The 25,208-nt window shown below is 70.7% G+C and carries 23 protein-coding genes; 17 read left to right on the top strand and 6 right to left on the bottom strand.

What is annotated here, in order from left to right; translation table 11 throughout:
• Nucleotides 1–48: 48 nt before the first annotated feature.
• Nucleotides 49–1,095 carry a hypothetical protein gene (locus ABZS37_RS18730; RefSeq protein WP_355170465.1) on the top strand — a complete coding sequence of 349 codons (1,047 nt, stop codon included), beginning with the start codon at nt 49–51 and terminating at the stop codon, nt 1,093–1,095.
• 291 nt (nt 1,096–1,386) lie between these two features.
• Nucleotides 1,387–2,385 (top strand): winged helix-turn-helix domain-containing protein, encoded by a 999-nt coding sequence (locus ABZS37_RS18735; protein ID WP_355170467.1) that lies wholly within the window; start codon nt 1,387–1,389, stop codon nt 2,383–2,385.
• Nucleotides 2,386–2,397: 12 nt separating this feature from the next.
• Here ABZS37_RS18735 and ABZS37_RS18740 read toward each other — a convergent pair whose 3' ends face one another.
• Nucleotides 2,398–3,483: a coenzyme F420-0:L-glutamate ligase gene (locus tag ABZS37_RS18740; protein WP_355170469.1), complete on the bottom strand. Its 1,086-nt coding sequence runs from the start codon at nt 3,481–3,483 to the stop codon at nt 2,398–2,400.
• Nucleotides 3,480–4,427: a 2-phospho-L-lactate transferase gene (gene cofD / locus ABZS37_RS18745; protein WP_355170471.1), complete on the bottom strand. Its 948-nt coding sequence runs from the start codon at nt 4,425–4,427 to the stop codon at nt 3,480–3,482. The genes ABZS37_RS18740 and cofD overlap by 4 nt, the downstream gene beginning before the upstream one ends.
• 98 nt (nt 4,428–4,525) lie before the next feature.
• Here cofD and ABZS37_RS18750 point away from each other — a divergent pair, with 98 nt between their 5' ends.
• The 6 genes from ABZS37_RS18750 (at nt 4,526) to ABZS37_RS18775 (ending at nt 11,154) form a co-directional block, all read left to right on the top strand.
• Nucleotides 4,526–5,506 carry a hypothetical protein gene (locus tag ABZS37_RS18750; RefSeq protein WP_355170473.1) on the top strand — a complete coding sequence of 327 codons (981 nt, stop codon included), beginning with the start codon at nt 4,526–4,528 and terminating at the stop codon, nt 5,504–5,506.
• Between the two features lie 172 nt (nt 5,507–5,678).
• Nucleotides 5,679–8,189 (top strand): bifunctional FO biosynthesis protein CofGH, encoded by a 2,511-nt coding sequence (locus ABZS37_RS18755; protein WP_355170475.1) that lies wholly within the window; start codon nt 5,679–5,681, stop codon nt 8,187–8,189.
• Nucleotides 8,190–8,351: 162 nt separating this feature from the next.
• On the top strand, nt 8,352–8,630 hold the full coding sequence (locus ABZS37_RS18760; protein WP_355170477.1) for a hypothetical protein: 279 nt from the start codon (nt 8,352–8,354) through the stop codon (nt 8,628–8,630).
• A 51-nt stretch (nt 8,631–8,681) separates the two neighbouring features.
• A complete protein-coding gene (locus ABZS37_RS18765; protein WP_355170479.1) occupies nt 8,682–10,076 on the top strand; it encodes a DUF4331 domain-containing protein in 1,395 nt (464 codons plus the stop codon).
• A gap of 20 nt (nt 10,077–10,096) precedes the next feature.
• Nucleotides 10,097–10,426, top strand: coding sequence for a phospholipase (locus ABZS37_RS18770; protein ID WP_355170481.1), 330 nt, complete (start codon nt 10,097–10,099; stop codon nt 10,424–10,426).
• Between the two features lie 470 nt (nt 10,427–10,896).
• Complete coding sequence (locus tag ABZS37_RS18775) at nt 10,897–11,154, top strand: WhiB family transcriptional regulator (protein WP_088980572.1); 258 nt, start codon at nt 10,897–10,899, stop codon at nt 11,152–11,154.
• Nucleotides 11,155–11,211: 57 nt separating this feature from the next.
• On the opposite strand, the gene ABZS37_RS18780 is transcribed toward ABZS37_RS18775, so the two are convergent.
• The gene (locus ABZS37_RS18780) at nt 11,212–11,661 is read right to left on the bottom strand and encodes a metallopeptidase family protein (RefSeq protein WP_074316962.1); all 450 of its coding nucleotides are present in this window, start codon (nt 11,659–11,661) and stop codon (nt 11,212–11,214) included.
• A gap of 152 nt (nt 11,662–11,813) precedes the next feature.
• Here ABZS37_RS18780 and ABZS37_RS18785 point away from each other — a divergent pair, with 152 nt between their 5' ends.
• Nucleotides 11,814–12,188, top strand: a complete 375-nt coding sequence (locus ABZS37_RS18785; protein ID WP_354995685.1) for a DUF3499 domain-containing protein — start codon at nt 11,814–11,816, stop codon at nt 12,186–12,188.
• Nucleotides 12,189–12,204: 16 nt separating this feature from the next.
• Here the strand turns inward: ABZS37_RS18785 and ABZS37_RS18790 are convergent, their stop codons facing one another.
• The 3 genes from ABZS37_RS18790 to ABZS37_RS18800 form a co-directional block, all read right to left on the bottom strand.
• Nucleotides 12,205–13,611 (bottom strand): FAD-dependent oxidoreductase, encoded by a 1,407-nt coding sequence (locus tag ABZS37_RS18790; protein WP_355170483.1) that lies wholly within the window; start codon nt 13,609–13,611, stop codon nt 12,205–12,207.
• A complete protein-coding gene (locus ABZS37_RS18795; protein WP_355170485.1) occupies nt 13,596–14,942 on the bottom strand; it encodes an aspartate aminotransferase family protein in 1,347 nt (448 codons plus the stop codon). Before ABZS37_RS18795 ends, ABZS37_RS18790 begins: the two co-directional genes overlap by 16 nt.
• 295 nt (nt 14,943–15,237) lie before the next feature.
• Entirely contained in the window at nt 15,238–15,750 is a 513-nt protein-coding gene (locus tag ABZS37_RS18800; RefSeq protein ID WP_355170487.1) for an Lrp/AsnC family transcriptional regulator, read from the bottom strand.
• A gap of 216 nt (nt 15,751–15,966) precedes the next feature.
• Here ABZS37_RS18800 and ABZS37_RS18805 point away from each other — a divergent pair, with 216 nt between their 5' ends.
• From ABZS37_RS18805 to ABZS37_RS18840, 8 genes are all read left to right on the top strand, one after another.
• A complete protein-coding gene (locus ABZS37_RS18805; RefSeq protein WP_355170489.1) occupies nt 15,967–17,151 on the top strand; it encodes a spermidine/putrescine ABC transporter substrate-binding protein in 1,185 nt (394 codons plus the stop codon).
• A 5-nt stretch (nt 17,152–17,156) separates the two neighbouring features.
• Nucleotides 17,157–18,308, top strand: a complete 1,152-nt coding sequence (locus tag ABZS37_RS18810) for an ABC transporter ATP-binding protein (protein WP_355170491.1) — start codon at nt 17,157–17,159, stop codon at nt 18,306–18,308.
• Entirely contained in the window at nt 18,305–19,219 is a 915-nt protein-coding gene (locus ABZS37_RS18815; RefSeq protein WP_355170493.1) for an ABC transporter permease, read from the top strand. The genes ABZS37_RS18810 and ABZS37_RS18815 overlap by 4 nt, the downstream gene beginning before the upstream one ends.
• The gene (locus ABZS37_RS18820) at nt 19,219–20,055 is read left to right on the top strand and encodes an ABC transporter permease (RefSeq protein WP_355170495.1); all 837 of its coding nucleotides are present in this window, start codon (nt 19,219–19,221) and stop codon (nt 20,053–20,055) included. The genes ABZS37_RS18815 and ABZS37_RS18820 overlap by 1 nt, the downstream gene beginning before the upstream one ends.
• Before the next feature lie 49 nt (nt 20,056–20,104).
• Nucleotides 20,105–21,571 (top strand): FAD-dependent oxidoreductase, encoded by a 1,467-nt coding sequence (locus ABZS37_RS18825; RefSeq protein ID WP_355170497.1) that lies wholly within the window; start codon nt 20,105–20,107, stop codon nt 21,569–21,571.
• Complete coding sequence (locus ABZS37_RS18830; RefSeq protein WP_355170499.1) at nt 21,571–22,773, top strand: saccharopine dehydrogenase C-terminal domain-containing protein; 1,203 nt, start codon at nt 21,571–21,573, stop codon at nt 22,771–22,773. The genes ABZS37_RS18825 and ABZS37_RS18830 overlap by 1 nt, the downstream gene beginning before the upstream one ends.
• A gap of 291 nt (nt 22,774–23,064) precedes the next feature.
• Nucleotides 23,065–23,841, top strand: coding sequence for a G5 domain-containing protein (locus tag ABZS37_RS18835; protein ID WP_355170515.1), 777 nt, complete (start codon nt 23,065–23,067; stop codon nt 23,839–23,841).
• 303 nt (nt 23,842–24,144) lie between these two features.
• A complete protein-coding gene (locus tag ABZS37_RS18840) occupies nt 24,145–24,957 on the top strand; it encodes a DUF559 domain-containing protein (protein WP_355170501.1) in 813 nt (270 codons plus the stop codon).
• The last annotated feature ends 251 nt before the right edge of the window (nt 24,958–25,208 follow it).

The raw sequence follows: 25,208 nt of genomic DNA on the forward strand, positions 1-25,208 counted from the left end.
GTCGGGCACCCCGCCACTGTACGAGCGTGTGCTCCGTACGCTGGCTCGGTGACCCTGCGACTCGTCGAATTCGTGGTGGCCGGCAACGAGGCCAGTGATCTGCTGCCGGTGCGGTCGGCTGCGCTGCTGCGCGCGTACGGCGCCCGGCGGGGCTTTTGGACGGTGCTGGACGAGGGGCCGGTGGAGCACTGCCTGGCGCTGCTGCTGGAGCTGGACGACGGCGAGTGGACGGCCCGGCACGTGGTGGCGGACGCCGGTGTGGAGAACGGGCGGACCGAGGACGGTGAGGCGCTCGCCCACCACGACGGCTGGGTGTACGTCTTCGGCTCCCACTTCGGCTCGAAGGCTGGCCCGCTGCGCCCCCGGCGCGCCTTCGTGGCCCGGTTCCGGGAGGACGACGCGGCGACCGGGCCGGTGCCGGTGCATGTGGTGCGCAACTCGTTCCGGCTGCACCGGGCGGTGAACGACGCCCTCGCCGGGTCGCCGCTGACGCTGCTGCCGCCGGGGGACCGGGTGCGGGCCCGGTTCATCGTGGAGACGTTGGCGAGGGGGACCGCCCGGGAGAAGAGCTGGGTCAATCGGCTGGCCCCGGACGACCTGCCGTTGAACGTGGAGGCGGCGGCCTTCACTCCGGCCGGGACGGTGCTGCTCGGGCTGCGTTTCCCGGTCACCGAGGACGGTGAGCCGATCCTGGTCGAGGTGGCCGATGTGCCGGCCATGTTCGCGGCGGAGCCGGAGTGGCCTCGGGCGTTGGGCGCGTACGTGCTGTCCGGGGTCACCCCGCCGGGGGAGCTGACCGGGTTCCGCGCGATCACCCCGACGTCGGACGGCGGGTACGCGGCCGTGATCGGCTCGATCGACGCGCTGGGTAAGGGCTCGGTGCTGCTCGACGACCATCCGGGCGGGGGTGACGTCACCTCCCGACACGTCCGCTTCCGACTTCCGGACGCTGCGGTGGGCGACGCGTACCGGCTCGTCGGTACGTTGGTGGCGGACCTGGCGCCGTTTCACCACGTCGAAGGGCTGGCCGAGTTGGACGGGCGACCGTTCTACGTCACGGACGAGGACCACCGGGTCGCGCTCTGGGTCGGCTGAGCCGGGGCGGGTGGTGATGCGGGACGGGATGACCGGACGGCACCTCTGCGGAGCAAGGGCCGCAGACCCTCGTGGTGCCGCCCGATCACCGGGCCTCCCCGGCCCCGGTGCCCCTGGCGCCGGGCGCATTCAGGACGCGCCGGCACCGTGTTCGGGCATGGGAAGCATGCCGAACAGGCCCCGGCGACGTCGAGGTTTTTCAGTTCAGGCTTAAAGATGGAGATAAGTGCCGGGCAGGTAGAGTCGAACAGCCGTCCGGCATCCCCCTGCTTGGTGGCTCAGGAGCGCTGCATGCTGAAGATCCACTTTTCTGGCGAGGACATCCTCCGGACCCGGGTGGCCCCGGCGGCGGACCCGGTCTGGGAGTTGGTTCTCAGCCTGCACGTGTTGCAGGGCCGCAACCGCGATCCGTTGACGGCGAACTGGCGGCGCACCGTGTCCCGAGGGCTGCGCCAGGACGCCGCCTCCGACCAGCTCCGGTTGCTCTTCGCGCTGAACCCGCCGCGCGGCTACTTCCCCGACTTCCTCACCCCGTACGCCAGCGTCGACGGCTTCGAGGCCGGGCTGGACGCGCTCCGCCGTACCCCCGCCGAGTTGCTGCACCGGGACCTGAGCGTGCTGGCCGCCGAAAATCAGCTGCCCTCCTCGGCCGCAGCGCTGGCCCGGGGTGAGGTGGCGGCGCTGCACCACCTCGCCGAGTCGATGGAGCAGTACCGGTCGCTAGCGATCGGGCCGTACTGGAGCCGGATTCAGGCCGCGGTGGCGGCGGACCGTGCTCGCCGGGCGCGGGCTCTGCTCGACGACGGTGTCGAGGGCCTGCTCACCAGCCTCCGACCGGCGATGCGCTGGGAGGGCGGGGTGCTCGAAGTCCGCCAGTACCCGCACAGCCGGGAGCTGCACCTGGACGGCCGAGGGTTGCTGCTGGTGCCGTCGTTCTTCTGCGCGGCCACCCCGGTCGCCCTGCTCGACCCGGCGTTGCCACCGGTGTTGGTCTACCCGGTGGACCGGCTGGGCGGGCTGGCGTCGGTCGACGGCGCCGGAGGAGCCCCGTCAGGTGCTGCCCGTGACTCACTCGCCGCGCTGCTCGGCCGCACCAGGGCCGCGGTGTTGCAGGCCAGCGACGAGGGCTGCACCACCGGTGAGGTCGCCCGCCAGCTCAACATCTCGCCGGCGGCGGCGAGCCAGCACGCCACCGTGCTGCGCAACGCCGGCCTGCTGGTCAGCCACCGGGACCGCAACAGCGTGCTGCACACGTTGACTCCGCTCGGCCGGGCCATGCTGGACGCGTGACCCGGCCGCCTGTCACAGGGCGAGCGCGGCGCTCGCCGGGCTGCCGGGCGGTGGCGGCAGCAGGGTCGACCCGACGCCTTCGGCGGCCAGGGTGGCGCGCAGTCGGTGCAGGTCGGCGCCGAAGCGGACCAGCCCCATCGGCTCGACGGGCGTCGGCGGTGAGCCGAGCACCAGGGCGGCGCCGTCCGGCCAACCGGGCATCTCGGCGACCAGTCCGGCGCGTACCTCCGCCTCGTCGACCAGGGTGAAGACCGTGCCGGGGGCGACCACCCCGGCGACCGCTTCGATCGCCCGTCGCACCGCGATCGGGTCTGCCGGCGTCGGGCCGGGACCATCAGCCAGCGTGGCCGCGTCGGCCAGCCCGGCGGCGCGGGCCTCGGCGGTGCCGAGCGAGAAAAGGTCCTGTGCGGCGTCGCGGATCAGCGCCCGCGCGCCACCGGCATCGTCGGGGTTGGTGGCGGAGAGGTAGCCCCGCACCACGGCAACGGGGACCTGGTCGCACTTGCCCTTGATCAGCTCGCCGGCGCCCGCCAGCTCGTCCACCACGGCCATCTGGGTCAACTGCAACTCGTTGCCGTACGGATCCACCTCGCCCCGGTGGTCACGGATGGCCGGCATCCCGGCCACCCCGAGCGCCACGTCGGTGAGCCCGTTGCGCCAGGGCCGGCCCATGGTGTCGCTGACGATCACGGCCACGTCCAGGTCGTAGCGTTCCCTCAGCTCGTCGCGCAGAGCCCGTGCCGAGGCGTCCGGGTCGACCGGCAGCAGCACCAGCCGGGTCTTGTCCACGTTCGACGCGTCGATCCCGGCGGAGGCCATCACGAAGCCGTGATGGGTCTGCACGATCCGGGTCGCCCCTCGGCTGGCGACCACCCGGGCGGTCTCGCCGGCCAGGACGTCGTCCCGTGCGGCGAGTCGCTCAGGCCCGTCCGCCGGTACGTCGACCAGTCGCCCCTCCGCCTTTGAGACGATCTTGCTGGTCACCACCAGCACGTCGCCGTTACGCAGCCACGGCGCAGCGGTCGCGATCACCGCCGCCAGGTCGTCACCCTCGGTCACGTGGCCGATGCCAAGCACCGGCAGGATCTCCAGCCTCACGCCAACTCCACCGCGGCGCGCACCATGGCCACTGTCGCCGCCTCGTCGGTCATCCGCAGCGGCACCGCGCGGACCGTCACCCCGGGCACCACCGCGCCCGCGTCCTCCTCGGCCACCAGCCAGCCGTCCAGCAGGCCGCCGTCCGTCCGGCCCCCGTACAGGCGGCCCACCCCGGCGGCGCTGCACTCGACACCGAGCACGGCGAGGCAGCGGTCGGCCATTCCCCGCACCGGGGCGCCGCCGATGATCGGTGAGACGCCCACCACCGGTGCCGGGCCGTCGGCCACCGCCTCGCGCAGCCCGGGTACGGCCAGCACCGGTGCGACGCTCACCACCGGATTGCTGGGTGCGACCAGCACCAGATCCGCCGCGCCGATCGCTTCCAGCACGCCGGGTGCCGGCTTCGCCGTCTCCGCCCCGACGAAGACGAAACGGTGGGTGGGAATGTCCGCCCGGTACCGCACCCACCACTCCTGGAAGTGAATCGCCCGCTGACCCTGGTCGTCCTCAATGACAGCGTGGGTTTCCAGCCGGTCATCCGTCGCCGGCAACACACGCACGCCCGGCTCCCAACGGGTGGCCAGCGCTTCGGTGACCGCACTCAACGGGTAGCCACCGTTGAGCATGGTGGTGCGGACCAGATGGGTGGCGATGTCCTTGTCGCCGAGCCCGAACCAGGTCGGCTGCGCCCCGTACGCGGCCAGCTCGTCCTTGACCGTCCAGCTCTCGCCGACCCGACCCCAGCCCCGCTCCGGGTCCGCGCCGCCGCCGAGCGTGTACATGACGCTGTCCAGGTCGGGGCAGATCTTCAACCCGTGCAGCCACAGGTCGTCGCCGACGTTGACCACGGCGGTCACCTCCGCGCCGACCTCGCGGGCGTACGCCCGGACGCCGAGCAGGAACCGGGCGCCGCCGATGCCGCCAGCCAGAACCACGATGCGCATGTCGACCATCCTCGCGCACGTGACGCCTCCGGTCCGCCGGTGGCCCAGGAGACTAGGCTCACGTGCGCCCTGTCCGTTCATGCCCTGAGGGGGAGCTCGTGACCAGCCCCGCCGAGCCCGCGTCCACCGACGCGACGCAGGCCCGCCAGCTGACCAAGCCACTCCGCGAGCTCGCTGCGCTCGCGCTGCTCGGCGCCAACGCCGTGTTCCTCTTCGTGGGCCTGCTCCGGCTGATCGCCCCGAACGACTACAGCTCGTTCACCGACCGCGCGGGCAGTGCCTTCTACGCGTTCATCGGGGTGGAGGCGGTGGCTCTGCCGCTGCTGGCGGTGCTGCTGGCCACCCACATCTCGCCGGTGCTGCCGAAGGCGAAGCTGATCACCCAGGTGGCTCTCGGTGAGTACGCGGTCAGCGCGCTGTTCGGCACGCTCACCATGCTGATCTGGACGGTGGGCCGGCTGGCCGAGGCCGAGGTGCTCGACGCGCTGCTCGGTGTGCTCACCCGGTTCGCCTGGATGGTGGTCTTCGCGGTCGCCGCCTGGGTGGTCTACACCATCTGGCGCGCCCACTACTACGTGCCGCGGCCCAAGCCCCAGCCGGGCGCCTACGGCCAGCCCCAGCCGGGGTGGCCGCAGCAGCAGGGTGGTTGGCAGGCCCCGGGGCAGCCCGGTGGCCAGCCGGCAGGCGGGTGGCCCACTCCCGGTCAGCCCGGCGGCTACCCACCGGCGCAGTTCCCCGGCCAGTACGGCCAGCCCTCGCCGCCGTTCCAGGCACCGCAGTCCGCGCCGCCGTTCCCGCAGTCCGCGCCGCCGCACCCTCAGTCGGCACCGCCGTTCCCGCAGTCCGCATCGCCGTTCCCGGCCGCGCCGCAGTCCGCGCCCCCGGTGAACCCGGCACCGCAGTCAGCGCCGCCGTCCCCGGCCGCGCCGCCGTTCGGGCAGCCGCCGTCGGCCGACCCCACACAGGCCATCCCGCGCCAGTCCGCCGACCCGACCGAGGTGATCTCCCGCCCCGCCGACGCGGACAACGACCGCACCCAGCACATCAAGCCAGGCGACAACCCAGACCAACCCCGCTAAACAAACACCCACCCCCCAGCCCTCCAGACCTCCGCCCGCCCCCGTTGATCATGAAGTTGTTGTCGGTTGGCACGGCGTGTCGTGGCAATAACTTCATGATCAACAGGGCGAGTTGAGGGGGCCTCGGGCCCGGGTTGGTGGGGCGGGATTGCGCAGCGCATAGGCTGAGCGGATGGTTGATCGCACCCACTCCGGCCCGAGCGACGCGAGCGTGCGGCGGGCCCTGGGCCGGGCCGCGACCGGGCGGGCTCTGGACGTCGACGAGGCGACCGCGCTGCTGTCCGCTCGCGGTGACGCGCTCGACGAGCTACTGCGGGTGGCCGGTGGGGTCCGCGACGCCGGGCTGCGTGAGGCGGGGCGGCCGGGCGTGGTCACGTACTCCAAGAAGGTCTTCATCCCGCTGACCCGGCTCTGCCGGGACCGCTGCCACTACTGCACGTTCGCCACCGTGCCGCACCGGCTGCCGGCGCCGTTCCTCGACCGCGACGAGGTGCTGGCGATCGCCCGGGCGGGTGCCGAGCAGGGCTGCAAGGAGGCCCTGTTCACCCTCGGTGACCGGCCGGAGGAGCGCTGGCCGGCGGCCCGGAGCTGGTTGGACGAGCGCGGCTACGACTCCACCCTGGACTACCTGCGTGCCTGCGCGGTCGCGGTGCTGGAGGAGACCGGGCTGCTGCCGCACCTCAATCCCGGGGTGCTGTCCTGGTCGGAGCTGCAACGGCTCAAGCCGGTCGCGCCGAGCATGGGCATGATGTTGGAGACCACGGCGACCCGGCTCTGGTCGGAGCCGGGCGGCCCGCACTATGGCTCACCGGACAAGGAGCCGGCGGTCCGGCTGCGGGTGCTCGAGGACGCGGGCCGGGTCGGGGTGCCGTTCACCACCGGCATCCTGATCGGCATCGGGGAGACCCCGGCGGAGCGGGTGGACGCGCTCTTCGCGATCCGCCGCGCGCACCGGGAGTACGGCCACCTCCAGGAGGTGATCGTGCAGAACTTCCGCGCCAAGCCGGACACGGCGATGCGCGGAATGCCCGACGCGGAGCTGCACGATCTGGCCGCCACGGTGGCGGTGGCCCGGTTGCTGCTCGGCCCGAAGGCCCGGATCCAGGCCCCACCGAACCTCATCGCCGGCGAGTACGACCTGCTGCTGCGCGCCGGCATCGACGACTGGGGTGGTGTCTCCCCGCTCACCCCGGACCACGTCAACCCGGAACGTCCCTGGCCACAGATCGAGGAGCTGGCTCGGCACACCGAGTTGGCCGGGTTCAGCCTGCGCGAGCGGTTGACCATCTACCCCGAGTACGTGCGCGCCGGTGACCCGTGGCTCGACCCGCGGTTGCTGCCGCACGTCAGCGCACTGGCCGACCCGACCTCCGGGATGGCGGTCGAGTCGGCGATGCCGCAGGGCCGCCCCTGGCAGGAGCCGGAGGAGATGTTCGGCGGGCGGACCGACCTGCACACCACCATCGACACCACCGGCCGGACGGACGACCGGCGGGGCGACTTCGACAGCGTCTACGGGGACTGGGCGGAGGTGGCCACGAAGGTGACCGCCGGGCCGACCGCCCCCGCCGGCGACCAGGATCTGCGGGCCGGGCTGCGGCTCGCCGCCGACGACCCGGCCGCGCTGCTGGAACCCCGGCACGCCGATGCCGCGCTGGCGCTCTTCGGCGCGGACGGGCCGGCGCTCGACCAGTTGTGCCGACTCGCCGACGACGTGCGCCGGGACGCGGTCGGCGATGACGTCACCTACGTGGTCAACCGCAACATCAACTTCAGCAACGTCTGCTACGTGGGCTGCCGGTTCTGCGCGTTCGCCCAGCGTGAGAGGGACGCCGACGCGTACCGGCTCTCCGTTGAGCAGGTCGCGGACCGGGCCGAGGAGGCGTGGGCGGTCGGTGCCAGCGAGGTGTGCCTCCAGGGCGGCATCGACCCGAAGATGCCGGTCACCGGGTACGCCGACATCGTGCGCGGGATCAAGGCCCGGGTGCCCGAGATGCACGTGCACGCGTTCTCCCCGATGGAGATCGTCACCGCTGCCGCGAAGGCGGGCGTGCCGGTGCGCGACTGGCTGATCCAGCTGCGTGAGGCGGGCCTGGACACCATCCCGGGGACCGCCGCGGAAATCCTCGACGACGACGTGCGCTGGGTGCTGACCAAGGGCAAACTCCCGGCCGCCGCCTGGGTCGATGTGGTGAGCACCGCCCACGAGCTGGGCATCCGGTCCAGCTCCACGATGATGTACGGCCATGTCGACCACCCCGGGCAGTGGCTGGCGCACTTCCGGGTGCTGGCCGGTGTGCAGGACCGCACCGGAGGCTTCACCGAGTTCGTGGCGCTGCCGTTCGTGCACACCAACGCCCCGATCTATCTGGCCGGCATTGCCCGCCCGGGGCCGACGTGGCGGGAGAACCGGGTGGTGCACGCCATGTCCCGGCTGCTGTTGCACGGCCGGATCGACAACATCCAGTGCTCCTGGGTGAAGCTGGGTGACGAGGGCACGGTGGCGATGCTCCAGGGCGGCTGCAACGACCTGGGCGGCACGCTGATGGAGGAGACCATCTCCCGGATGGCCGGCTCCGGCAACGGTTCGGCGCGTACCGAGGAGCAGTTGCGGGCCATTGCGACGGCGGCCGGGCGTCCGGCGCGCAAGCGTTCGACCGCATACGGTCACGCCCGGCCCTGAGGTCGAACCTTTCCCCGCTGCCGGCCGTACCACGCGGTGCCGGCGGCGGTCGCGGCGAGGATCGCCGCCGGTGTCCCCTCAGGGGCCCGGCGGCGTCGGTTGACGGCACCGGACCCGTCCGTCCCCGCGGGCGCGTTCGCGCCGCCGCCGGAAAGGTTGCCCATGACCAGTGATCAGCGGAAACGGCCCTGGCCGCGACTGACCCGCCGACAGACGTTGACCGCCGCGGCCAGCGCCACCCTCGGCGCCGCCGCGCTCACCGTGCCGGGCCTGTCGGCCGCGCAGAACGCCCCCGGCGCGGCCGGACGAGCCGACGAACCGATCGTCGTGCACCTGCGTGACGCCGCCTCCGGGACGATGGACGTCTTCGTCGGTGAGGCCCGGATCGAGGTACGCGACCGTGGCCTGGCGGACCGGCTGCGGCGCGCTGCCCGGCGCTGACCCGACACTCCGCTCCGTCATCCTGCCCCCGCCCAGTGAGGTTGGTCCGCCATGTCTTCCCACCGTGAGGCCCCGGAGATAGCCAAGGATCCGGTCGCCGACAGCTCCGACCTGTACGCGTTCGTCAGCCCCGACAAACCCGGTGCGGTCACGCTGATCGCCAACTACGTGCCGTTGCAGCTCCCCTCCGGGGGCCCGAATTTCTTCGAGTTCGGCGACGACGTGCGCTACGAGATTCATATCGACAACGACGGCGACGGCCGTCCGGATGTCACCTACCGGTTCGAATTCACGACTGAGATCACCAATCCGAACAGTTTTCTCTACAACACGGGCCCGATCGATTCGCTGGACAGCGAGAACTGGAACCGGCGGCAGTTCTACAGCCTGACCCGGGTGGCCGACGGCCGGGAGCACCGGCTGGCACACAAGCTGCCCTGCCCACCGTGCAATGTCGGCCCGCTGTCCACCCCGAAGTACGCCGAGCTGGTCCGGCAGGCCACGTACTCGCTCTCCACCGGTGAGCGGGTCTTCGCCGGGCAGCGCGCGGACGGCTTCTTCGTCGACCTGGGCGCGATCTTCGACCTTGGCACGCTGCGACCGTTCCAGCAGTTGCACGTGGCCGGCAAGAAGATCTTCAAGGCCGAGGGGGAGCCGGTCAACGCCACCGACCGGATGAACGTGCACAGCATCGCGGTGCAGGTGCCGCTGGACCGGGTGCGCCGCCGCGCCAACCGGTACGGCGTCGGTGACCGGGCGTCGGTGATCGGGGTGTGGACGTCGGCGTCGCGTCGGCAGGTACGGGTGCTCGGCGACCGGGGCGCGGCGGACACCGCCACTGGCCCGTTCACCCAGGTCTCTCGGCTGGGCAATCCGCTGTTCAACGAGGTCATCGTGCCGATGTCCAAGAAGGACCTGTGGAATTCGTTGCCGCCGTCGGAGGACAAGCGGTTCGCGCAGTTCGTCGAGCAGCCGGAGTTGGCCGCGTTGCTGCCGGCGCTCTACCCGAACGTCTTCCCCAATCTGGACAGGCTCACCAAGGCGAAGAAGCCCCGGGCCGACCTGGTGGCGATCCTGCTCACCGGCGTGCCGGCCGGGCTGATCGACGGCTTCACCAACACCACCGGCGACGTCCAGGCCGACATGCTGCGGCTGAACACCGCGATCCCGCCGACCCGGAGTCCGGACCGGTTCGGGGTGCTCGGCGGTGACCTGGCCGGGTTCCCGAACGGGCGGCGGGTCGGCGACGATGTGGTCAGCATCGCGCTGCGGGCGATCGCCGGGGTGACCGTCCCGCTGGTGGACAAGACGTTCCGACCGGACGCCGCTGCCGCCGCGGTCACCCCCGGGTTGAGCGCCGCCGACGTGACCGCACCGTTCCTCGGGAACTTCCCCTACCTTGGTACGCCGTACGACGGGTTCAACAACCCGCCGGCGGCGTCCTGACCGGCGCGGGGGGAGCAGGGATGCACGAGCACGCGTACGGGCCGTCGGAGACCGGGAGCGTCGTCCTCGACCTCGGTGGCGACACCGGTGCCCTGATCGTCTACACGGGCCGGGATTTGCACGGCCGGGAAATTGAGATCAGTCGGGGCGATGACCGGCGGGTCCACTCGGCGGTACGGGAGCGCCGGGTGCGGGATGGTGTGCTCCACAGTGCGGTCTATCCCGATCTGCCCGGTGGCAGATATACCGTCTGGTGGGACGAGAGTACGCCCGCCGGGACAGTGTCTGTCCACGGTGGATCGATAGCCGAGTTCACCTGGTCGAGCAGGGGTTTTGGGGCTAAAGCCTAACCTCGTCGCATCGGTTTTTTGTCGCGCCCCGTCCACATTGTGGGCGGGGCGCGAACGCTGTTCGTCGCTCGACGGGCGGTCTGCGCCGCGCCGCGTTAACCTGTCCCCCACCAAGATCAGCTTTCGGGAGGGGAGGTCGGCGACTGCGGCTGGCGTGGCTGCGTCGATGGCCTGCTGGGGGAGCGCCACGGCAGAAAAGTCGGGCAACTCGCCGGAGAGGGCGTTACTCGGCCGGGGTCTGAATCGATAGGGCAGGTTGCGAGGCTGGACGGTCCGAGTGGCCGGCCGGGGGGTGTCGGGAGGGCGACTCCATTATCAAGTTTGGCTTGACGGCGCACGCATTACACGCGTGTAATTTGAATGGGGTTGTTCGCACGGAACGCAACAAAACGGGACCGGACGGACAAGCACGCCTTTCGCGTGGGGGGTTGCAGCGGCGATGACGCCGGTGCGCGACAAGGAGGCATTTGATGGACGGCCAGCTTGAGGTGGCCGACCTGCTCGGAAACGCGCCGGAGTGGCAGGAGCGGGCGTTGTGCTCGCAGACCGACCCCGAGGCGTTCTTTCCCGAGAAGGGCGGCTCGACCCGCGAGGCGAAGCGAATCTGCTCGCGCTGCGAGGTCAAGACCGAATGCCTTGAATACGCTCTGGGTCACGACGAGCGGTTCGGCATCTGGGGAGGGCTCTCGGAGCGGGAGCGGCGCAAGTTGAAGCGGCGGGTTGCCTGAGCGGTGCGAGGTCGGGGCGGTGGGGGCCGCCCGACTCGCCCGCGCACGGGGCTTGGCTCAGGCGAGCTCGTCGGGATCGACCCCGAGAAGGTTCGCCACCTGTTCGATGATCACGTCATGCACGAGATCGGCGAGGTCCTCACGGTCCATCGCCCGGAACTCCAGGGGCCGCCGGTACAACACGATCCGCGGCGGCACCTCCTGCCGGCCCGGGCGGCCGGGCAGCAGCCGGGCCAGCGGAACCTCACCGTCCTCCAACACATCGGAGTCGTAGACGTTCAGGTCCGGCGGGACGTCCTCGACCGCGAACTCGACCCCTGCCAGCTCCTTGGCGAACCGACGCTCCAGCGTCTCGACGGTGTCCAGGACCAGGTCGTCGAAGACCTCGGCCTTGGTCCGCGCCAGCGGCACGGTGGCCGGCACCAGCCGTCCGCGCAGGCCACGCCCGTGCCGGTCACGGTGCGCACGCCGGCCGGAGCCGGGGCGGCGGTGTTCCGGGCTCGTCATGAGGCAAAGGGTAGCGCCCGCGCCGGGCTCGCCAGCGGCAGCGCCGCTCCCGTGGCGCGGCGCGCCCAGGACGGCGAAGTGTGATCACCACGACGGGCGTGTCGCAACGCGAAGCGATGCGCTGGACCCGGTAATGGAGATACCCTGCCGCCGTGAGGTCATCCCGGCGCTGCTCCCGTAACGGCTGCCCCCGGCAAGCGGTCGCCACATTGACCTATGTCTACAACGAGTCGACAGCGGTCGTGGGTCCACTCGCGGCGTTCGCCGAGCCACACACGTACGACCTGTGTGAGCCGCACGCCCGCAGCCTGACCGCCCCGCGTGGCTGGGACGTGGTCCGGCACGAGGGCGAGTTCGAGCCGCCGCCGCCCACCACCGACGACCTGGTCGCACTGGCCGAGGCGGTCCGCGAAGCCGCCCGCCCAGCCCCGAGGCCGCCGGAGGGCACACCCGACCGGTCCCACCCCGACCAGTCCCACTCCACCGGCCGCCGGGGCCACCTCCGCGTCATCCCCCCGAACCACTGACCCCGCCGCCCGGGGGTCAGTTGCCCAGGAAGCGCGAGAAGGTGGCCGCTCGGCGGGAAGGGCGGTTGGTGCGGGATTCGGCCCCGTCGGCGGAGGCCATCACCCGTAGGCCGGCGTTCACGGCCAGCCAGCGCAGGGGCTCGGGTTCCCAGCGGGGTGAACGGTGGTTCACCCAGGGCAGGGTGGTCAGCTCGGTGCGCTCGCCACGGATCAGGTCGGCCAGGGTGCGACCAGCGAGGTTGCTGGAGCCGACACCGTCCCCGACGTAGCCGCCCGCCCAGGCCAGCCCGCTGGCCCGGTCGAAGCCAACCGAGGCCGCCCAGTCCCGGGTCACCCCGAGCGGGCCGCCCCAGGCGTGCGTCACTGGCAGGTCCGGGCCGAGCACCGGAAAGAGCTCACCGAGGGTCCGCCGCAGCGCGGTGAAGACCCGTGGCTCGTGGTCGTAGCCGGGGGAGACCCGGGACCCAAAATGGTACGGAGCACCGCGCCCGCCGAACGCCAACCGGCCGTCCGCGGTGCGCTGCCCGTAGATGATCACGTGTCGGTGGTCGGAGAACGTCTCACGCTGAGCCAGCCCGATCCTGGCCCAGGTCTCCGCCGGCAGCGGCTCGGTGGCCACCATCAGCGAGTACACCGGTGCCACGGCGCGTCGCTGACCGGGCAGCATGGGCGTGTACCCCTCGGTCGCCCGGACCACCACCGGCGCCCGTACGGTGCCAGCCGCGGTGATCGCCGCGCCCGCCCGGATCGCCGTGACCGGGGTGCGCTCGTGGATCGTCACCCCGAGCCGTTCCACGGCCCGGGCCAGGCCGCGGACCAGCTTCGCCGGGTGCACCGCAGCACAGTGCGGGGTGTACGTCCCCCCGCGTACCCCCTCGGCACCGCAACGGTCGGCGGCCTCGCGGGCGTCGAGCAGCGCCAGGTGCTCCGCGCCGAAGCCGAACGCGCGGGCCTCGTCCACGGCGGCCCGCGCCCGGGCGAGCTGTGGGCCGGTGCGGGCCAGGGTGACAGTGCCGCCGTCGGCCCAGTCACAGTCGATGCCCTCCGCCGTGACGACCCGGCCCACCTCGCGGACCGTGCCGTGCAGGGCCCTCTGCATGGCGACCGCCGCGTCCGGGCCGTGCCGGCGGGCCAGCCCGGTCAGCGAGGTGGGGAAGAGCGCGGAGCACCAGCCGCCGTTGCGGCCGGATGCCCCGTACCCCGCGATCTCCCTCTCCAGCACGATGACCCGCAGCGCCGGGTCGGCGCGGGCCAGGTGGTACGCCGTCCACAGCCCGGTGTAGCCGGCACCCACGATCACCACGTCGGCGTCCGCGTCGCCCGGCAGTGACGGACGCGGGGTCAGCGGCTCGTCCAGCGTGGACAGCCAGTACGACAGCTCCCGGTAGTGCCCGACGGGGTCGCCGCTCAGAGCCGTGCCCATGCCTCGGTGAGAACCGTGCGCAGGATCTGCTCGATCTCGTCGAAGTGCTGCTGCTCGGCGATCAGTGGTGGGGCGAGCTGAATGACGGGATCGCCCCGGTCGTCGGCCCGGCAGTAGAGGCCGGCCTGGAACAGCGCGGTGGAGAGGAAGCCGCGCAGCAGACGCTCCGACTCGGCCTCGTCGAAGGTCTCCCGGGTCGTCTTGTCCTTGACCAGCTCGATGCCGTAGAAGTAGCCGTCGCCGCGGACGTCGCCGACGATCGGCAGGTCGTACAGCTTCTCCAGGGTGGACCGGAAGGCGTCCTCGTTGGCGCGTACGTGCCCGACCAGGTCTTCGCGGGCGAAGACCTCCAGGTTGGCCAGGGCCACCGCACAGGAGACCGGGTGACCGCCGAAGGTCACCCCGTGGGCGAACATGCCGGTCTCGGTGAGGAACGGCTCCATCAGCCGGTCGCTGGCGATCATCGCGCCGAGCGGCGCGTACCCGGAGGTGATGCCCTTGGCGGTGGTGATGATGTCCGGCTGGTAGCCGTAGCGCACGGCGCCGAAGTATTCGCCCAGTCGGCCCCAGGAGCAGATCACCTCGTCGGAGACGAGCAGCACGTCGTACGCGTCGCAGATCTCCCGGACCCGCTCGAAGTAGCCGGGCGGGGGTGGGAAGCATCCGCCGGAGTTCTGCACCGGCTCCAGGAAGACCGCGGCGACCGTGTCCGGCCCCTCCCGCTCGATGGCGCGGCCGATCTCGTCGGCGGCCCAGCGGCCGAACGCCTCGGGGTCGTCGCCGTGCTCCTGCGCCCGGTAGAAGTTGGTGTTCGGCACCTTGATCGCGCCGGGCACCAGCGGCTCGAAGTCGCTCTTGATGCCGGGCAGGCCGGTGATCGACAACGCGCCCATCGAGGTGCCGTGGTAGGCGATGTACCGGCTGATCACCTTGTACTTGTTGGGCTGGCCGGTGCGCTTGAAGTACGCCCGGGCCAGCTTCCACGCCGCCTCGACCGCCTCGGAACCGCCGGTCGTGAAAAAGACCCGGTTGAGATCGCCGGGGGTGAGGCCAGCGATCTTCTCGGCCAGCTCGACGGCCTTCGGGTGGGCGTACGACCAGAGCGGGAAGTAGGCCAACTCGCCGGCCTGCTTGGCGGCGGCCTCGGCCAGCTCGGTGCGGCCGTGGCCGGCGTTGACCACGAAGAGCCCGGCGAGCCCGTCCAGATAGCGGCGACCCTGCGCGTCCCACACGTACGCGCCCTCGCCGCGCACGATGGTCGGCACCTCACCGTCGGAGTAGCTCGCCATCCGGGTGAAGTGCATCCAGAGATGGTCGGTGGCGTTGGCCATGTCAGCCCCATCGGTCGTCGGGCCGGTCAAAGGGGTGAGGCCGGCCGCTCTGCCCACGGTTATCGCACAGTTCCGGGCTCCGAGGCAAGTGGTATCGGCGGTGTTCGGGCTTCGCTGCGACGGATTTAGCGCACCAGTATCGAAGATGCAACGGATTCCGCACTGGCGGTTTGCGTGGCCGGTCGCTAGATCCACTCCATATCGCCGATGTTGGGGTGTCGGGCCGGGGTTGATACCGCGATATCGGGGATGTCGAGTGGATCAACCTGGCGGGTCGGCGCGGGATGGGCGCCCGTCAGGCCGTACCCCAGGTGTAGGTCTGCTTGCGTAGCTTGAGGTAGACGAACGCCTCGGTGGAGAGCACGCCTGGCACCGTGCGCAGGCGTTGCAGGATCTCCAGCAGGTGGTCGTCGTTGCGGCAGACCACCTCGGTGAGCAGGTCGAACGACCCAGCGGTGATCACCACGTAGTCGACCTCATCCAGCTCGGCCAGCCGGTCCGCCACCGCCTCCAGGTCACCGTCGGTGCGCAGGCCGATCATCGCCTGCCGGGGGAAGCCGAGCTGGAGCGGGTCGGTCACGGCGACGATCTGCATCACGCCGGAGTCGAGCAGCCGTTGCACCCGCTGGCGGACTGCCGCCTCGGAGAGCCCGACCGCCTTGCCGATCGTGGCGTACGGGCGGCGGCCGTCTTCCTGGAGTTGTTCGATGATCTGCTTGGCCACGTCATCCAGCAGAGCGTGATTGGCACCTTCACGGACAGCGACGCGTCGACCGCCATTGCTGTTCTCGTGCTGCCGGTTCGTCATCGTCCGCTCCCCATGTCCCGAATCGTGATGTCGCGCGTGTATCCCCGCGTAGTCTGGCGTATTTCGTCGTGCATCGCTATTCCCGCAACGGAATCCCTTGTAAGGGAGGTCACCTCATGTCAGGATCAGTCGTCCATGGCACCTGAACCTCCCGATCCCTCCGCCGGCGCGCCTCCCCCCGTCCCGCCCGCCGACGATGACCCCTTAGGAGTCGTCATGCGTACTCCCCTCCGGCCCCTCTCCCGGCGTGGACTGCTCACCGGCACTTTCGGTTCGGCCGCCCTGCTCACCATGGGCGGCAGCCTCGCGGGCTGCGGCACCAAGGGCGCCCAGCAGACCGAGGCCGGCTGCGTCAGCGAGGACCTTTCCGGGTCCGAGAAGAAGCTTGCTTTCTCCAACTGGCCGCAATACATGGACGTGGACGAGAAGGACGAGTCCAAGCGACCCAGCCTGGACGAGTTCATCACGAAGAACGGCATTCAGGTCACCTACACCGAGGACATCAACGACAACAACGAGTTCTTCGGCAAGGTGCAGAACCAGCTCGCCGCCTGCCAGAGCACCGACCGGGACATCATCGTGCTGACCGACTGGATGGCAGCCCGGATGATCCGACTCGGCTGGATCCAGAAGCTCGACCCGACGAAGATTCCGAACGTGCAGGCCAACCTGCTTCCGTCGCTGCTCAACCGGCCCTTCGACACCGAGAACCGGATCTCGATTCCGTGGCAGTCCGGCCTGGCCGGGTTGGCGTACAACGGCAATGTCACGAAGGAACTGCGGACGGTCGACGAGCTGCTCACCCGCCCCGACCTCAAGGGCAAGGTGACCGCACTCAGCGAGATGCGCGACACCATGGGCCTGCTGCTCGGTTCCAACGGGCACGACCCGGCCAACTTCACGACCGCGCAGTTCGACGACGCGCTCAACAAGCTCAAGAAGGCCGTCGACTCCGGGCAGATCCGCAAGTTCACCGGCAACGACTACGCACCCGACCTGGCCAAGGGCGACATCGCCGCGTGCATCGGCTGGTCCGGCGATATCATCCAACTGTCCGGTGAGGACGAAAAGGTGCAGTTCGTGGCGCCCGACTCCGGCGTGATGCTCTACAGCGACAACATGATGGTCCCCAACAAGGCCACCCACAAGGCGAACGCCGAGCAGCTCATCAACTACTACTACGAGCCGGCGGTCGCCGCGAAGCTCGCCGCGTACGTCAACTACATCTGCCCGGTCAAGGGCGCTCAGGCCGAGATGGAGAAGATCGACCCGGAGTTGGCCGCCAACCCGCTGATCTTCCCCGATGAGGCGCTGCTGTCGAAGTCCAAGGTGTTCATGGCCCTGGACGAAAAGCAGGAGAAGGAGTACGAGGGCAAGTTCCAGCAGGTCATCGGAGCGTGACGGGGATGGCACGCGAGACTCCCGCCGGCGACCTGCGCCTGGCCAACCTCACCAAGCGGTTCGGCATCTTCACCGCCGTCGACGACCTCAGCCTGACCGTCCCGCAGGGCTCGTTCTTCGCGCTGCTCGGCGCGTCCGGCTGCGGCAAGACCACCACGCTGCGCATGATCGCCGGGCTGGAGGAGCCGACCAGCGGGCAGGTGCTGCTCGGCGACCGGGACATCGCCCGACTGCGGCCGTACAAGCGACCGGTCAACACCGTGTTCCAGAGCTACGCGCTCTTCCCGCACCTCACCATCTTCGAGAACGTGGCCTTCGGGCTGCGTCGACGCGGCATCCGCTCGGTCGACGACGAGGTGCTGCGGATGCTGTCGCTGGTGCAACTCGACGGGTTCGGCAACCGCCGCCCCGCCCAGCTCTCCGGCGGCCAGCAGCAACGGGTCGCGCTGGCCCGTGCCCTGATCAACCAGCCGCAGGTGCTGCTGCTCGACGAGCCGCTGGGCGCGCTCGACCTGAAGCTGCGCCGGCAGATGCAGATCGAGCTGAAGCGGATCCAGACCGAGGTCGGCATCACCTTCGTGCACGTCACCCACGACCAGGAGGAGGCCATGACCATGGCCGACACCGTCGCGGTGATGAACGCGGGTCGGATCGAGCAACTCGGTGCCCCGGCCGACATCTACGAGTTCCCCGCCACCGCGTTCGTGGCGAACTTCCTCGGCCAGTCCAACCTGCTCGCCGGCGAAGCCGCCGGCACCGGCGGCGGCGAGGTCGCGGTGACGGCGCACGGTGCGCGCTTCTCGGTGCCCGCCGGCCGCGCCCGGGCCGACCAGGGTCCGGTCCACCTGGGGGTACGCCCGGAGAAGCTCCATCTGGTCGGCTCCGCCGACCAGGTGCCCGCGGGGCATCAGCACGTCACCGGGGTGGTCACCGACGCCTCCTACGTGGGGGTCAGCACGCAGTACCTGCTGCGCACCGGCTGGGGCACCGAGCTGTCGGTCTTTGCGGCCAACAGCGGAACGTCGGGGCAGGTGCCGGTCGGCAGTGAGGCGGTGGCGTACTGGGATCCGCGGTACGCGTTCCTGCTGCCCCGGGACGCCACCGACACCGACCGGACGTCGCCGGTGCTCGACGAGCCGGTGGGTGCGTCGTCGTGACCCTCCTGGCCCAGGTGCCCACCGGGTCGGGGCAACCGTCGCCCGCGCCACCGGCAGCCCGGTCCGGGCGGCACCGGCTCCTGCCGTACCTGCTGTTGTTGCCCGGCGCGGCCTGGCTGCTGATCTTCTTCGGTGTGCCGCTGATCCAGCTCGGCTCGGCCAGCCTCTACGACCCGAGCGGCTCGCTCTCCACCGGGTACGCGATGACCTGGGCGTTCAGCAACTACCCGGACGTGCTGCAGGCGTACTGGCCGCAGTTCCTGCGCTCGTTCGGCTACGCGGGCCTGGCCCTGGTGCTGGCGCTGCTGCTGGGCTACCCGTTGGCGTACGCGATTGCGCAGAAGGCTGGCCGGTGGAAGAACCTGCTGCTGGTCTGCGTCGTCGCGCCGATGTTCACCAGCTTCCTGGTCCGCACGCTGGCCTGGAAGACCATCCTGTCGGACAACGGCGCGCTGGTCGGTCTGCTGCGCGACGTGCACCTGCTCGCCCCGGACGGCCGGCTGCTGGCCACCCCGTTCGCGGTGGTGCTCGGCCTGACGTACAACTTCCTGCCGTTCCTGGTGCTGCCCCTGTACGCGAGTTTGGAGCGGCTGGACTACCGGCTGCTGGAGGCGGCGAGTGACCTCTACTCCAGCCCGGTGCAGGCGTTTCGCCGGGTGACCCTGCCGCTGTCCATGCCCGGCCTGGTCGCCGGCACGCTGCTGTTCTTCATTCCGGCCAGCGGTGACTACATCAACGCCGAGCTGCTCGGCACCCCGAACGAGTACATGATCGGCAACGTCATCGACTCGGCGTTCCTGGTCCGGCTGGACTACCCGCAGGGCGCCGCGCTGTCGTTCCTGCTGATGGCGGCGATCCTCGCGGTGGTCTTCGGCTATCTGCGCAGGGCCGGCACGGAGGAGGTTCTGTAATGCGTATCTCCCGCTGGCTGGCCGACCGCTGGGTGATGATCGTGGCGCTGCTGGTGCTCGGCTACCTGGCGCTGCCGATCCTCGTGGTGGCCGGGCTGTCCTTCAACCGGCCGTCGAGCCGGCTGTCGTACGACTTCAACGAGTTCACCCTCGACAACTGGCGTCAGCCGTGCGCCACCTCGGACATGTGCGACGCGGTCGTCCGGAGCGTGCAGATCGGTTTCATCGCCACCGTGGTCGCCACGGTGCTCGGCACCCTGATGGCGTTCGCGCTGGTCCGGCACCGCTTCCGTGGCCGGTCCGGCATCAACGTGCTGATCTTCCTGCCGATGGCCACCCCGGAGCTGGTGATGGGCACGTCGCTGCTGGCCCTCTTCGTCTCCGCCGGGGTGCCGCAGGGCTTCTGGACCATCGTGATCGCGCACGTGATGTTCTGCGTCTCGTTCGTGGTGGTCACCGTCAAGGCGCGGCTGGCCGGAATGGATCGGCGGCTGGAGGAGGCCGCCATGGACCTCTACGCCAGCGAGTGGCAGACCTTCCGGCGGATCACCCTGCCACTGGTGCTGCCCGGCATCGTGGCCGCCGCGCTGCTGGCCTTCTCGCTGAGCTTCGACGACTTCATCATCACGAACTTCAACGCCGGCACCACTGTCACGTTCCCGATGTACGTCTGGGGCGCTGCCCAGCGGGGCATCCCACCGCAGGTCAACGTCATCGGCACCGCGATGTTCGCGATCGCCCTGCTCCTCGTCGGGCTCAGCTCGCTGCGTGGTCGGCGGGCCCGTCGTGCCGCGCTGCGGCTTGGTCCGGCGCGTCAAGCGCGCCAGTCGTCATGACCACCCCGGATGCGGGTCGGGCTCAGGGTCGTCCGACAGGTCTACCGTCATGACCCTCCCGCATACCGGCAGGGCGCTCGCCGACGCGGCACCCGTGCCCTACTGGCTGGACCGCCCCGACCGCCCCGATCCGCTGCCGCCACTGGTTGGCCAGCAGACCGCCGATCTGCTGGTGATCGGCGGCGGCTACAGCGGGTTGTGGGCCGCCCTGCTGGCCAAGCAGGCCGACCCCGACCGTGACGTGCTGCTGGTCGATGCCGGGACCTGCGGTTGGGCCGCATCCGGGCGCAACGGCGGGTTCTGCGCCGCCTCGCTCACCCACGGGCTCGCCAACGGGGTCGACCGGTTCCCCGGCGAGGTCGCTGAGCTGGAACGCCTCGGCCGGGAGAACCTGGACGCCATCGCCGCCACTGTCGCGCACCACGACATCGACTGCGACTTCGAGCGCACCGGTGAGTTGGCCGTCGCCGTCGAGCCGTACCAACTCGACGGGCTGGCCGCCGACGCGGAACTGGCCCGCCGGTACGGCCACCAGGTGCGGCTGCTCGACCGGGACGAGGTGCGTGCCGAGGTGAACTCGCCGACGTACCTGGGTGGGATGTTCGACCCCGGCCGGGTGGTCATGGTGGACCCGGCGAAGCTGGCCTGGGGGCTGCGCCGTGCCTGCCTCGACCTCGGCGTACGCGTGCACGAGCACACCCGGGTCACCGGGTTGCGCGCCGACGGTGCCGCGCTGCACGCCAGCACCCTTGGCACCGATCCCGCCGACTCCACGGCAGACCCTGGCCGGGTTCGCGCGACGCCCGCCGGTCGGCCCGGGTCGGTGCGTGCCCGACGGGTCGTCCTGGCCACCAACGCGTTCCCGCCCCTGCTGCGCCGCCTGCGCGCGTATCTGGTGCCGGTCTACGACCACGTGTTGATGACCGAGCCGCTCACCCCGGCCCAGCGGGACGCGATCGGTTGGCGGAACCGGCAGGGGTTGGCCGACACCGGCAACCAGTTCCACTACTACCGGATCACGTCCGACGGGCGGATCCTCTTCGGCGGCTACGACGCGGTCTACCACTACGGCAACCGGGTCGCGCCGGAGCTGGAACAACGGCCGGCCACCTTCACCGCCCTCGCCGAGCACTTCTTCACCACGTTTCCGCAGCTCGCCGGCGTGCGCTTCAGCCACCGCTGGGGCGGCGTCATCGACACCTGCACCCGGTTCTGCCCGTTCTTCGGCACCGCGTACGGCGGTCGGCTCGCGTACGCCGCCGGCTACACCGGCCTCGGTGTCGGGGCGACCCGCTTCGGCGCCCGGGTCCTGCTCGACCTGTTGGCCGGTGCGGACACCCCGCTGACCCGGCTCGACCTCGTCCGCAGCAAACCGCTGCCGTTCCCGCCGGAACCCGTTCGCGCGATCGGCATCAACCTCACCCGCTGGTCACTGGCCCGCGCCGACGCGCGCGAGGGCCGGCGCGACCTCTGGCTCCGTACTCTCGATCGTTTCGGTTTGGGGTTTGATTCCTGATGCGTGTCCTGCTCGTCGGCGCCGGTGGCGTCGGCTCCGCCGCCGTAGCCATCGCCGCCCGACGATCCTTCTTCGAGACCATGGTGGTGGCCGACCACGACGTCGCCCGCGCCGAGCGCGCGGTCGCCGGGCACGGCGACCGTTTCGTCGCAGCCCAGGTCGACGCGTCCTCGGCCGACGCGGTCACCGCGCTGTGCCAGGAGCACCGGATCACCCACGTGCTCAACGCCGTCGACCCACGCTTCGTCATGCCGATCTTCAACGGTGCGTTCGCGGCCGGTGCGGACTACCTCGACATGGCGATGTCGTTGTCGCACCCACACCCGTCCCGCCCATACGCCGAGACCGGGGTGATGCTCGGCGACGAGCAGTTCGCCCTGGCCGACGCATGGTCGGCGGCCGGTCGGCTGGCGCTGTGCGGCATCGGCGTCGAACCCGGCCTGTCCGACGTGTTCGCCCGCTACGCCGCCGACGAACTCTTCAGCGAGATCGACGAGATCGGCGTCCGGGACGGTGCGAACCTCACCGTCGAGGGCTACGACTTCGCGCCCTCGTTCTCCATCTGGACCACCATCGAGGAGTGCCTCAACCCGCCGGTGGTCTGGGAGAAGGACCAGGGCTGGTTCACCACCGAGCCGTTCTCCGAGCCGGAGGTCTTCCACTTCCCGGAGGGCATCGGCCCGGTCGAGTGCGTCAACGTCGAGCACGAGGAGGTGCTGCTCATCCCGCGCTGGGTCAAGGCCAGGCGGGTCACCTTCAAGTACGGCCTCGGCGACGAGTTCATCGAGGTGCTCAAGACGCTGCACAAGCTCGGCCTGGACGCGGTTTCCCCGGTGCGGGTACGCGGTGTCGAGGTGTCCCCGCGCGATGTGGTGGCCGCCAGCCTGCCCGACCCCGCCACGCTCGGCGAGCGGATGCGCGGCAAGACCTGCGCCGGCACCTGGGTGCGCGGCCTCGGCCCGGACGGGCAGCCCCGGGAGGTCTACCTGTACCACGTGGTCGACAACGAGTGGTCGATGCGGGAGTACGGGCACCAGGCGGTGGTCTGGCAGACCGCCGTCAACCCGGTCGTCGCGTTGGAGCTGCTCGCCACCGGCGCGTGGGCCGGTGTCGGGGTGCTCGGGCCGGAGGCGCTGCCCCCGATGCCCTTCCTCGACCTGCTGAGCGGTTACGGCTCGCCCTGGGGGATGGAGGAGCGTTGAGCCCCGCCAGCTGACGACATCTCGACACATCGATCGTCGCCCCCTGAGGATCGACTATGAGATGACGCGATGCGCGGGGATGCGCGGGGATGCGCGGGGATTCGCGGCTTTCCTAGGCCGATGGCAGCCGCCGATCGGCCCTGCCCGGCCACCCTGGAGGGTCGCCGCAGGTGCCGACTCGTCGCCAGAGAAAGCGCCCATCGAACCGTCCTGGGAAGCGAAAGGTGCAGGTGACAAGCGCGACGGGGGATATTGCACGCAGTGTTTGCGACGACACTCATCGCCGTGACGATGCAACCACCGCAGAATCCTGGGCCGCCGTACCCGCCGTCCTTCGGCCCGGGGCCGCGACCACCCGCCGCCCCGAACTGGTTCCGCCGGGCCAGCCCGGGCCGCCGCGTCGCCGTGATCCTCGGCTCGGTGGCCCTGTCGATCCTGCTGCTCTGCTGCATGGGCGGTGCGATCATCGGCGCGCTGACCGGCGAGCCGGAGCCCACCCGTACCGGCACCGCGGCCGAGGCGCAGCAACCCATCGTGGCGGCACCCGCCGAGCCGACCGAGGAGACTCCCGCCCAGGAGGTGTCCCCGGTCGCCGCACCCACCACTGCGCCGCCGGCCTCGCCGAGCCCCTCCAGTGCCGCACCCCCAGCCGCACCCGTGGTGCAGGTGACAACCGAGACCGAGCAGACCGCGATCCGGTACGGCGAGCGGACCGTCAAGGACTCGTCCCTGGCCGAAGGCAAGCGGGTCGTCCGGACCAAGGGCGTGAACGGTGTACGGACGCTGACGTACGAGGTGACCACCACGGACGGGGTGCGGACGGCCAAGAAGCTCGTCAAGTCCGTCGTGACGAAGCAGGCGGTGACTCAGGTCGTCGCCGTCGGCACCAAGAAGGCGCAGTCATCGAAATGCGACTCCAACTACAGCGGCTGCGTTCCGATCGCCAGCGACGTCGACTGTGCGGGCGGCAGTGGTAACGGCCCCGCCTACGTCAGTGGACCCATCAGGGTGATCGGCGACGACATCTACGACCTGGACCGCGACGGCGACGGCACCGCCTGCGACTAACCCCACCCCCCACGCCCCACCCCCCACCCCCCACCCCCCACCCCACCGCTCGCCCCGTCACGCCCCCTCGCCCCGTCGATCTTGCAGTTTCTGCCCCGGCATTTCGCACCTTCGGGGCGATTCGGCGACAGGAAGTGCAAGATCGCGGGGCGGTTGGGGGTGGGCTAGCAGAAAGGGTGGGGCTATGGGCGTTGTCCACAGGGGGAGGGGTTGTCCACAGGGCTCTGTTTCGGGGTCCTGTAGGGCGGTGGGGTTGGTCAGGCTGGCGGCGTGGCTACCCAGATGTGGCGTACGGATGCGCTAATGCGAGCTCTAACGGTGCGGCGGATTCGCACCCGCCTCGCTCGAGAGGAACTACTGCGGGTGCGCCGAGGCGTCTACGCCGACCAGCCCTGCAGTGACGGGGACGAGCTACGTGCACTGCTGCTTCGTCTGCCCGGGGAGGCCATGCTGACCAGGCAGAGCGCGGCGCGGCGGCACGGCTTCGGCGTGTTGCGTGAGGACGTGGTCCACATCCAGTTGCCCGCCTCGATACCGAAGCCTCGGCTCCCCGGGGTGGTCGTACACCACTCGATTCTTCCCGTGCTTCCGATGCTCGTCGGTGGCGTGCCCTGCGTCCCGGCGGCCCGTTGCGCGGTGGATCTTGCACGCGCCGTCCGGCGACTGGACGCCCTGCCCGTGCTCGACGCGGCACTGCGGACAGGCTCGGTGACACAGGACGCTTTGCTGGAGGAGGTGTCTGCCCATGGCGCCCTGCGCGGCGTCCGGCAGGTGCGCGAACTCGTGCCGTTGGCGGACGGTCGGGCCGAGTGCCGGCAGGAGAGCCAGCTCCGACTGATTTTGATCGACGGCCGACTGCCTCCGCCGGAGCCGCAACTGTGGGTGCACGACCGCCACGGCATCCGCCTGTACCGGCTGGACCTGGGCTACCGAGAGCGCCGGGTCGGCATCGAGTACGACGGGTCGTCTCACCTGGACCGTGATCGGCTTCGGCGCGACCGGGAGCGCATCAACTGGCTCGACGCGAACGGCTGGCGCATGCGCTACTTCACCGACCGTGACCTCTACCAGCGCCCCACCTACATCACCAGCACCATCCGCACAGCCCTCTCCTAACCCCGCGACCCTCCCCCCTCAAGAACGGCCCCCACCCCACCCCCACCCCCACCCCCCACCCCTCAGCGCTCGTCGATCTTGCACTTTCTGCCTCGACTATTGCCACAAAAGCGGCACTTCGTCGACACAAAGTGCAAGATCGCGGGGAGCGGGGAGCGGGGAGCGGGGAGCGGGGAGCGGGGAGCGGGGAGCGGGGAGCGGGGAGCGGGGAGCGGGGAGCGGGGGAGATCCGAAGAGCACAAGACTGAACT

It is taken from the genome of Micromonospora sp. NPDC005413, assembly GCF_040606435.1.
GTDB lineage: Bacteria > Actinomycetota > Actinomycetes > Mycobacteriales > Micromonosporaceae > Micromonospora.

Bases quoted from the DNA above. Each gene is read 5' to 3' on its own strand.
- ABZS37_RS18735 (WP_355170467.1), top strand. From the start codon at position 1,387: ATGCTGAAGATCCACTTTTCTGGCGAGGACATCCTCCGGACCCGGGTG.
- cofD (WP_355170471.1), bottom strand. From the start codon at position 4,427: ATGCGCATCGTGGTTCTGGCTGGCGGCATCGGCGGCGCCCGGTTCCTG.
- ABZS37_RS18755 (WP_355170475.1), top strand. From the start codon at position 5,679: ATGGTTGATCGCACCCACTCCGGCCCGAGCGACGCGAGCGTGCGGCGG.
- ABZS37_RS18760 (WP_355170477.1), top strand. From the start codon at position 8,352: ATGACCAGTGATCAGCGGAAACGGCCCTGGCCGCGACTGACCCGCCGA.
- ABZS37_RS18765 (WP_355170479.1), top strand. From the start codon at position 8,682: ATGTCTTCCCACCGTGAGGCCCCGGAGATAGCCAAGGATCCGGTCGCC.
- ABZS37_RS18770 (WP_355170481.1), top strand. From the start codon at position 10,097: ATGCACGAGCACGCGTACGGGCCGTCGGAGACCGGGAGCGTCGTCCTC.
- ABZS37_RS18775 (WP_088980572.1), top strand. From the start codon at position 10,897: ATGGACGGCCAGCTTGAGGTGGCCGACCTGCTCGGAAACGCGCCGGAG.
- ABZS37_RS18780 (WP_074316962.1), bottom strand. From the start codon at position 11,661: ATGACGAGCCCGGAACACCGCCGCCCCGGCTCCGGCCGGCGTGCGCAC.
- ABZS37_RS18790 (WP_355170483.1), bottom strand. From the start codon at position 13,611: ATGGGCACGGCTCTGAGCGGCGACCCCGTCGGGCACTACCGGGAGCTG.
- ABZS37_RS18795 (WP_355170485.1), bottom strand. From the start codon at position 14,942: ATGGCCAACGCCACCGACCATCTCTGGATGCACTTCACCCGGATGGCG.
- ABZS37_RS18800 (WP_355170487.1), bottom strand. From the start codon at position 15,750: ATGACGAACCGGCAGCACGAGAACAGCAATGGCGGTCGACGCGTCGCT.
- ABZS37_RS18805 (WP_355170489.1), top strand. From the start codon at position 15,967: ATGCGTACTCCCCTCCGGCCCCTCTCCCGGCGTGGACTGCTCACCGGC.
- ABZS37_RS18810 (WP_355170491.1), top strand. From the start codon at position 17,157: ATGGCACGCGAGACTCCCGCCGGCGACCTGCGCCTGGCCAACCTCACC.
- ABZS37_RS18820 (WP_355170495.1), top strand. From the start codon at position 19,219: ATGCGTATCTCCCGCTGGCTGGCCGACCGCTGGGTGATGATCGTGGCG.
- ABZS37_RS18825 (WP_355170497.1), top strand. From the start codon at position 20,105: ATGACCCTCCCGCATACCGGCAGGGCGCTCGCCGACGCGGCACCCGTG.
- ABZS37_RS18830 (WP_355170499.1), top strand. From the start codon at position 21,571: ATGCGTGTCCTGCTCGTCGGCGCCGGTGGCGTCGGCTCCGCCGCCGTA.
- ABZS37_RS18835 (WP_355170515.1), top strand. From the start codon at position 23,065: ATGCAACCACCGCAGAATCCTGGGCCGCCGTACCCGCCGTCCTTCGGC.
- ABZS37_RS18840 (WP_355170501.1), top strand. From the start codon at position 24,145: ATGCGAGCTCTAACGGTGCGGCGGATTCGCACCCGCCTCGCTCGAGAG.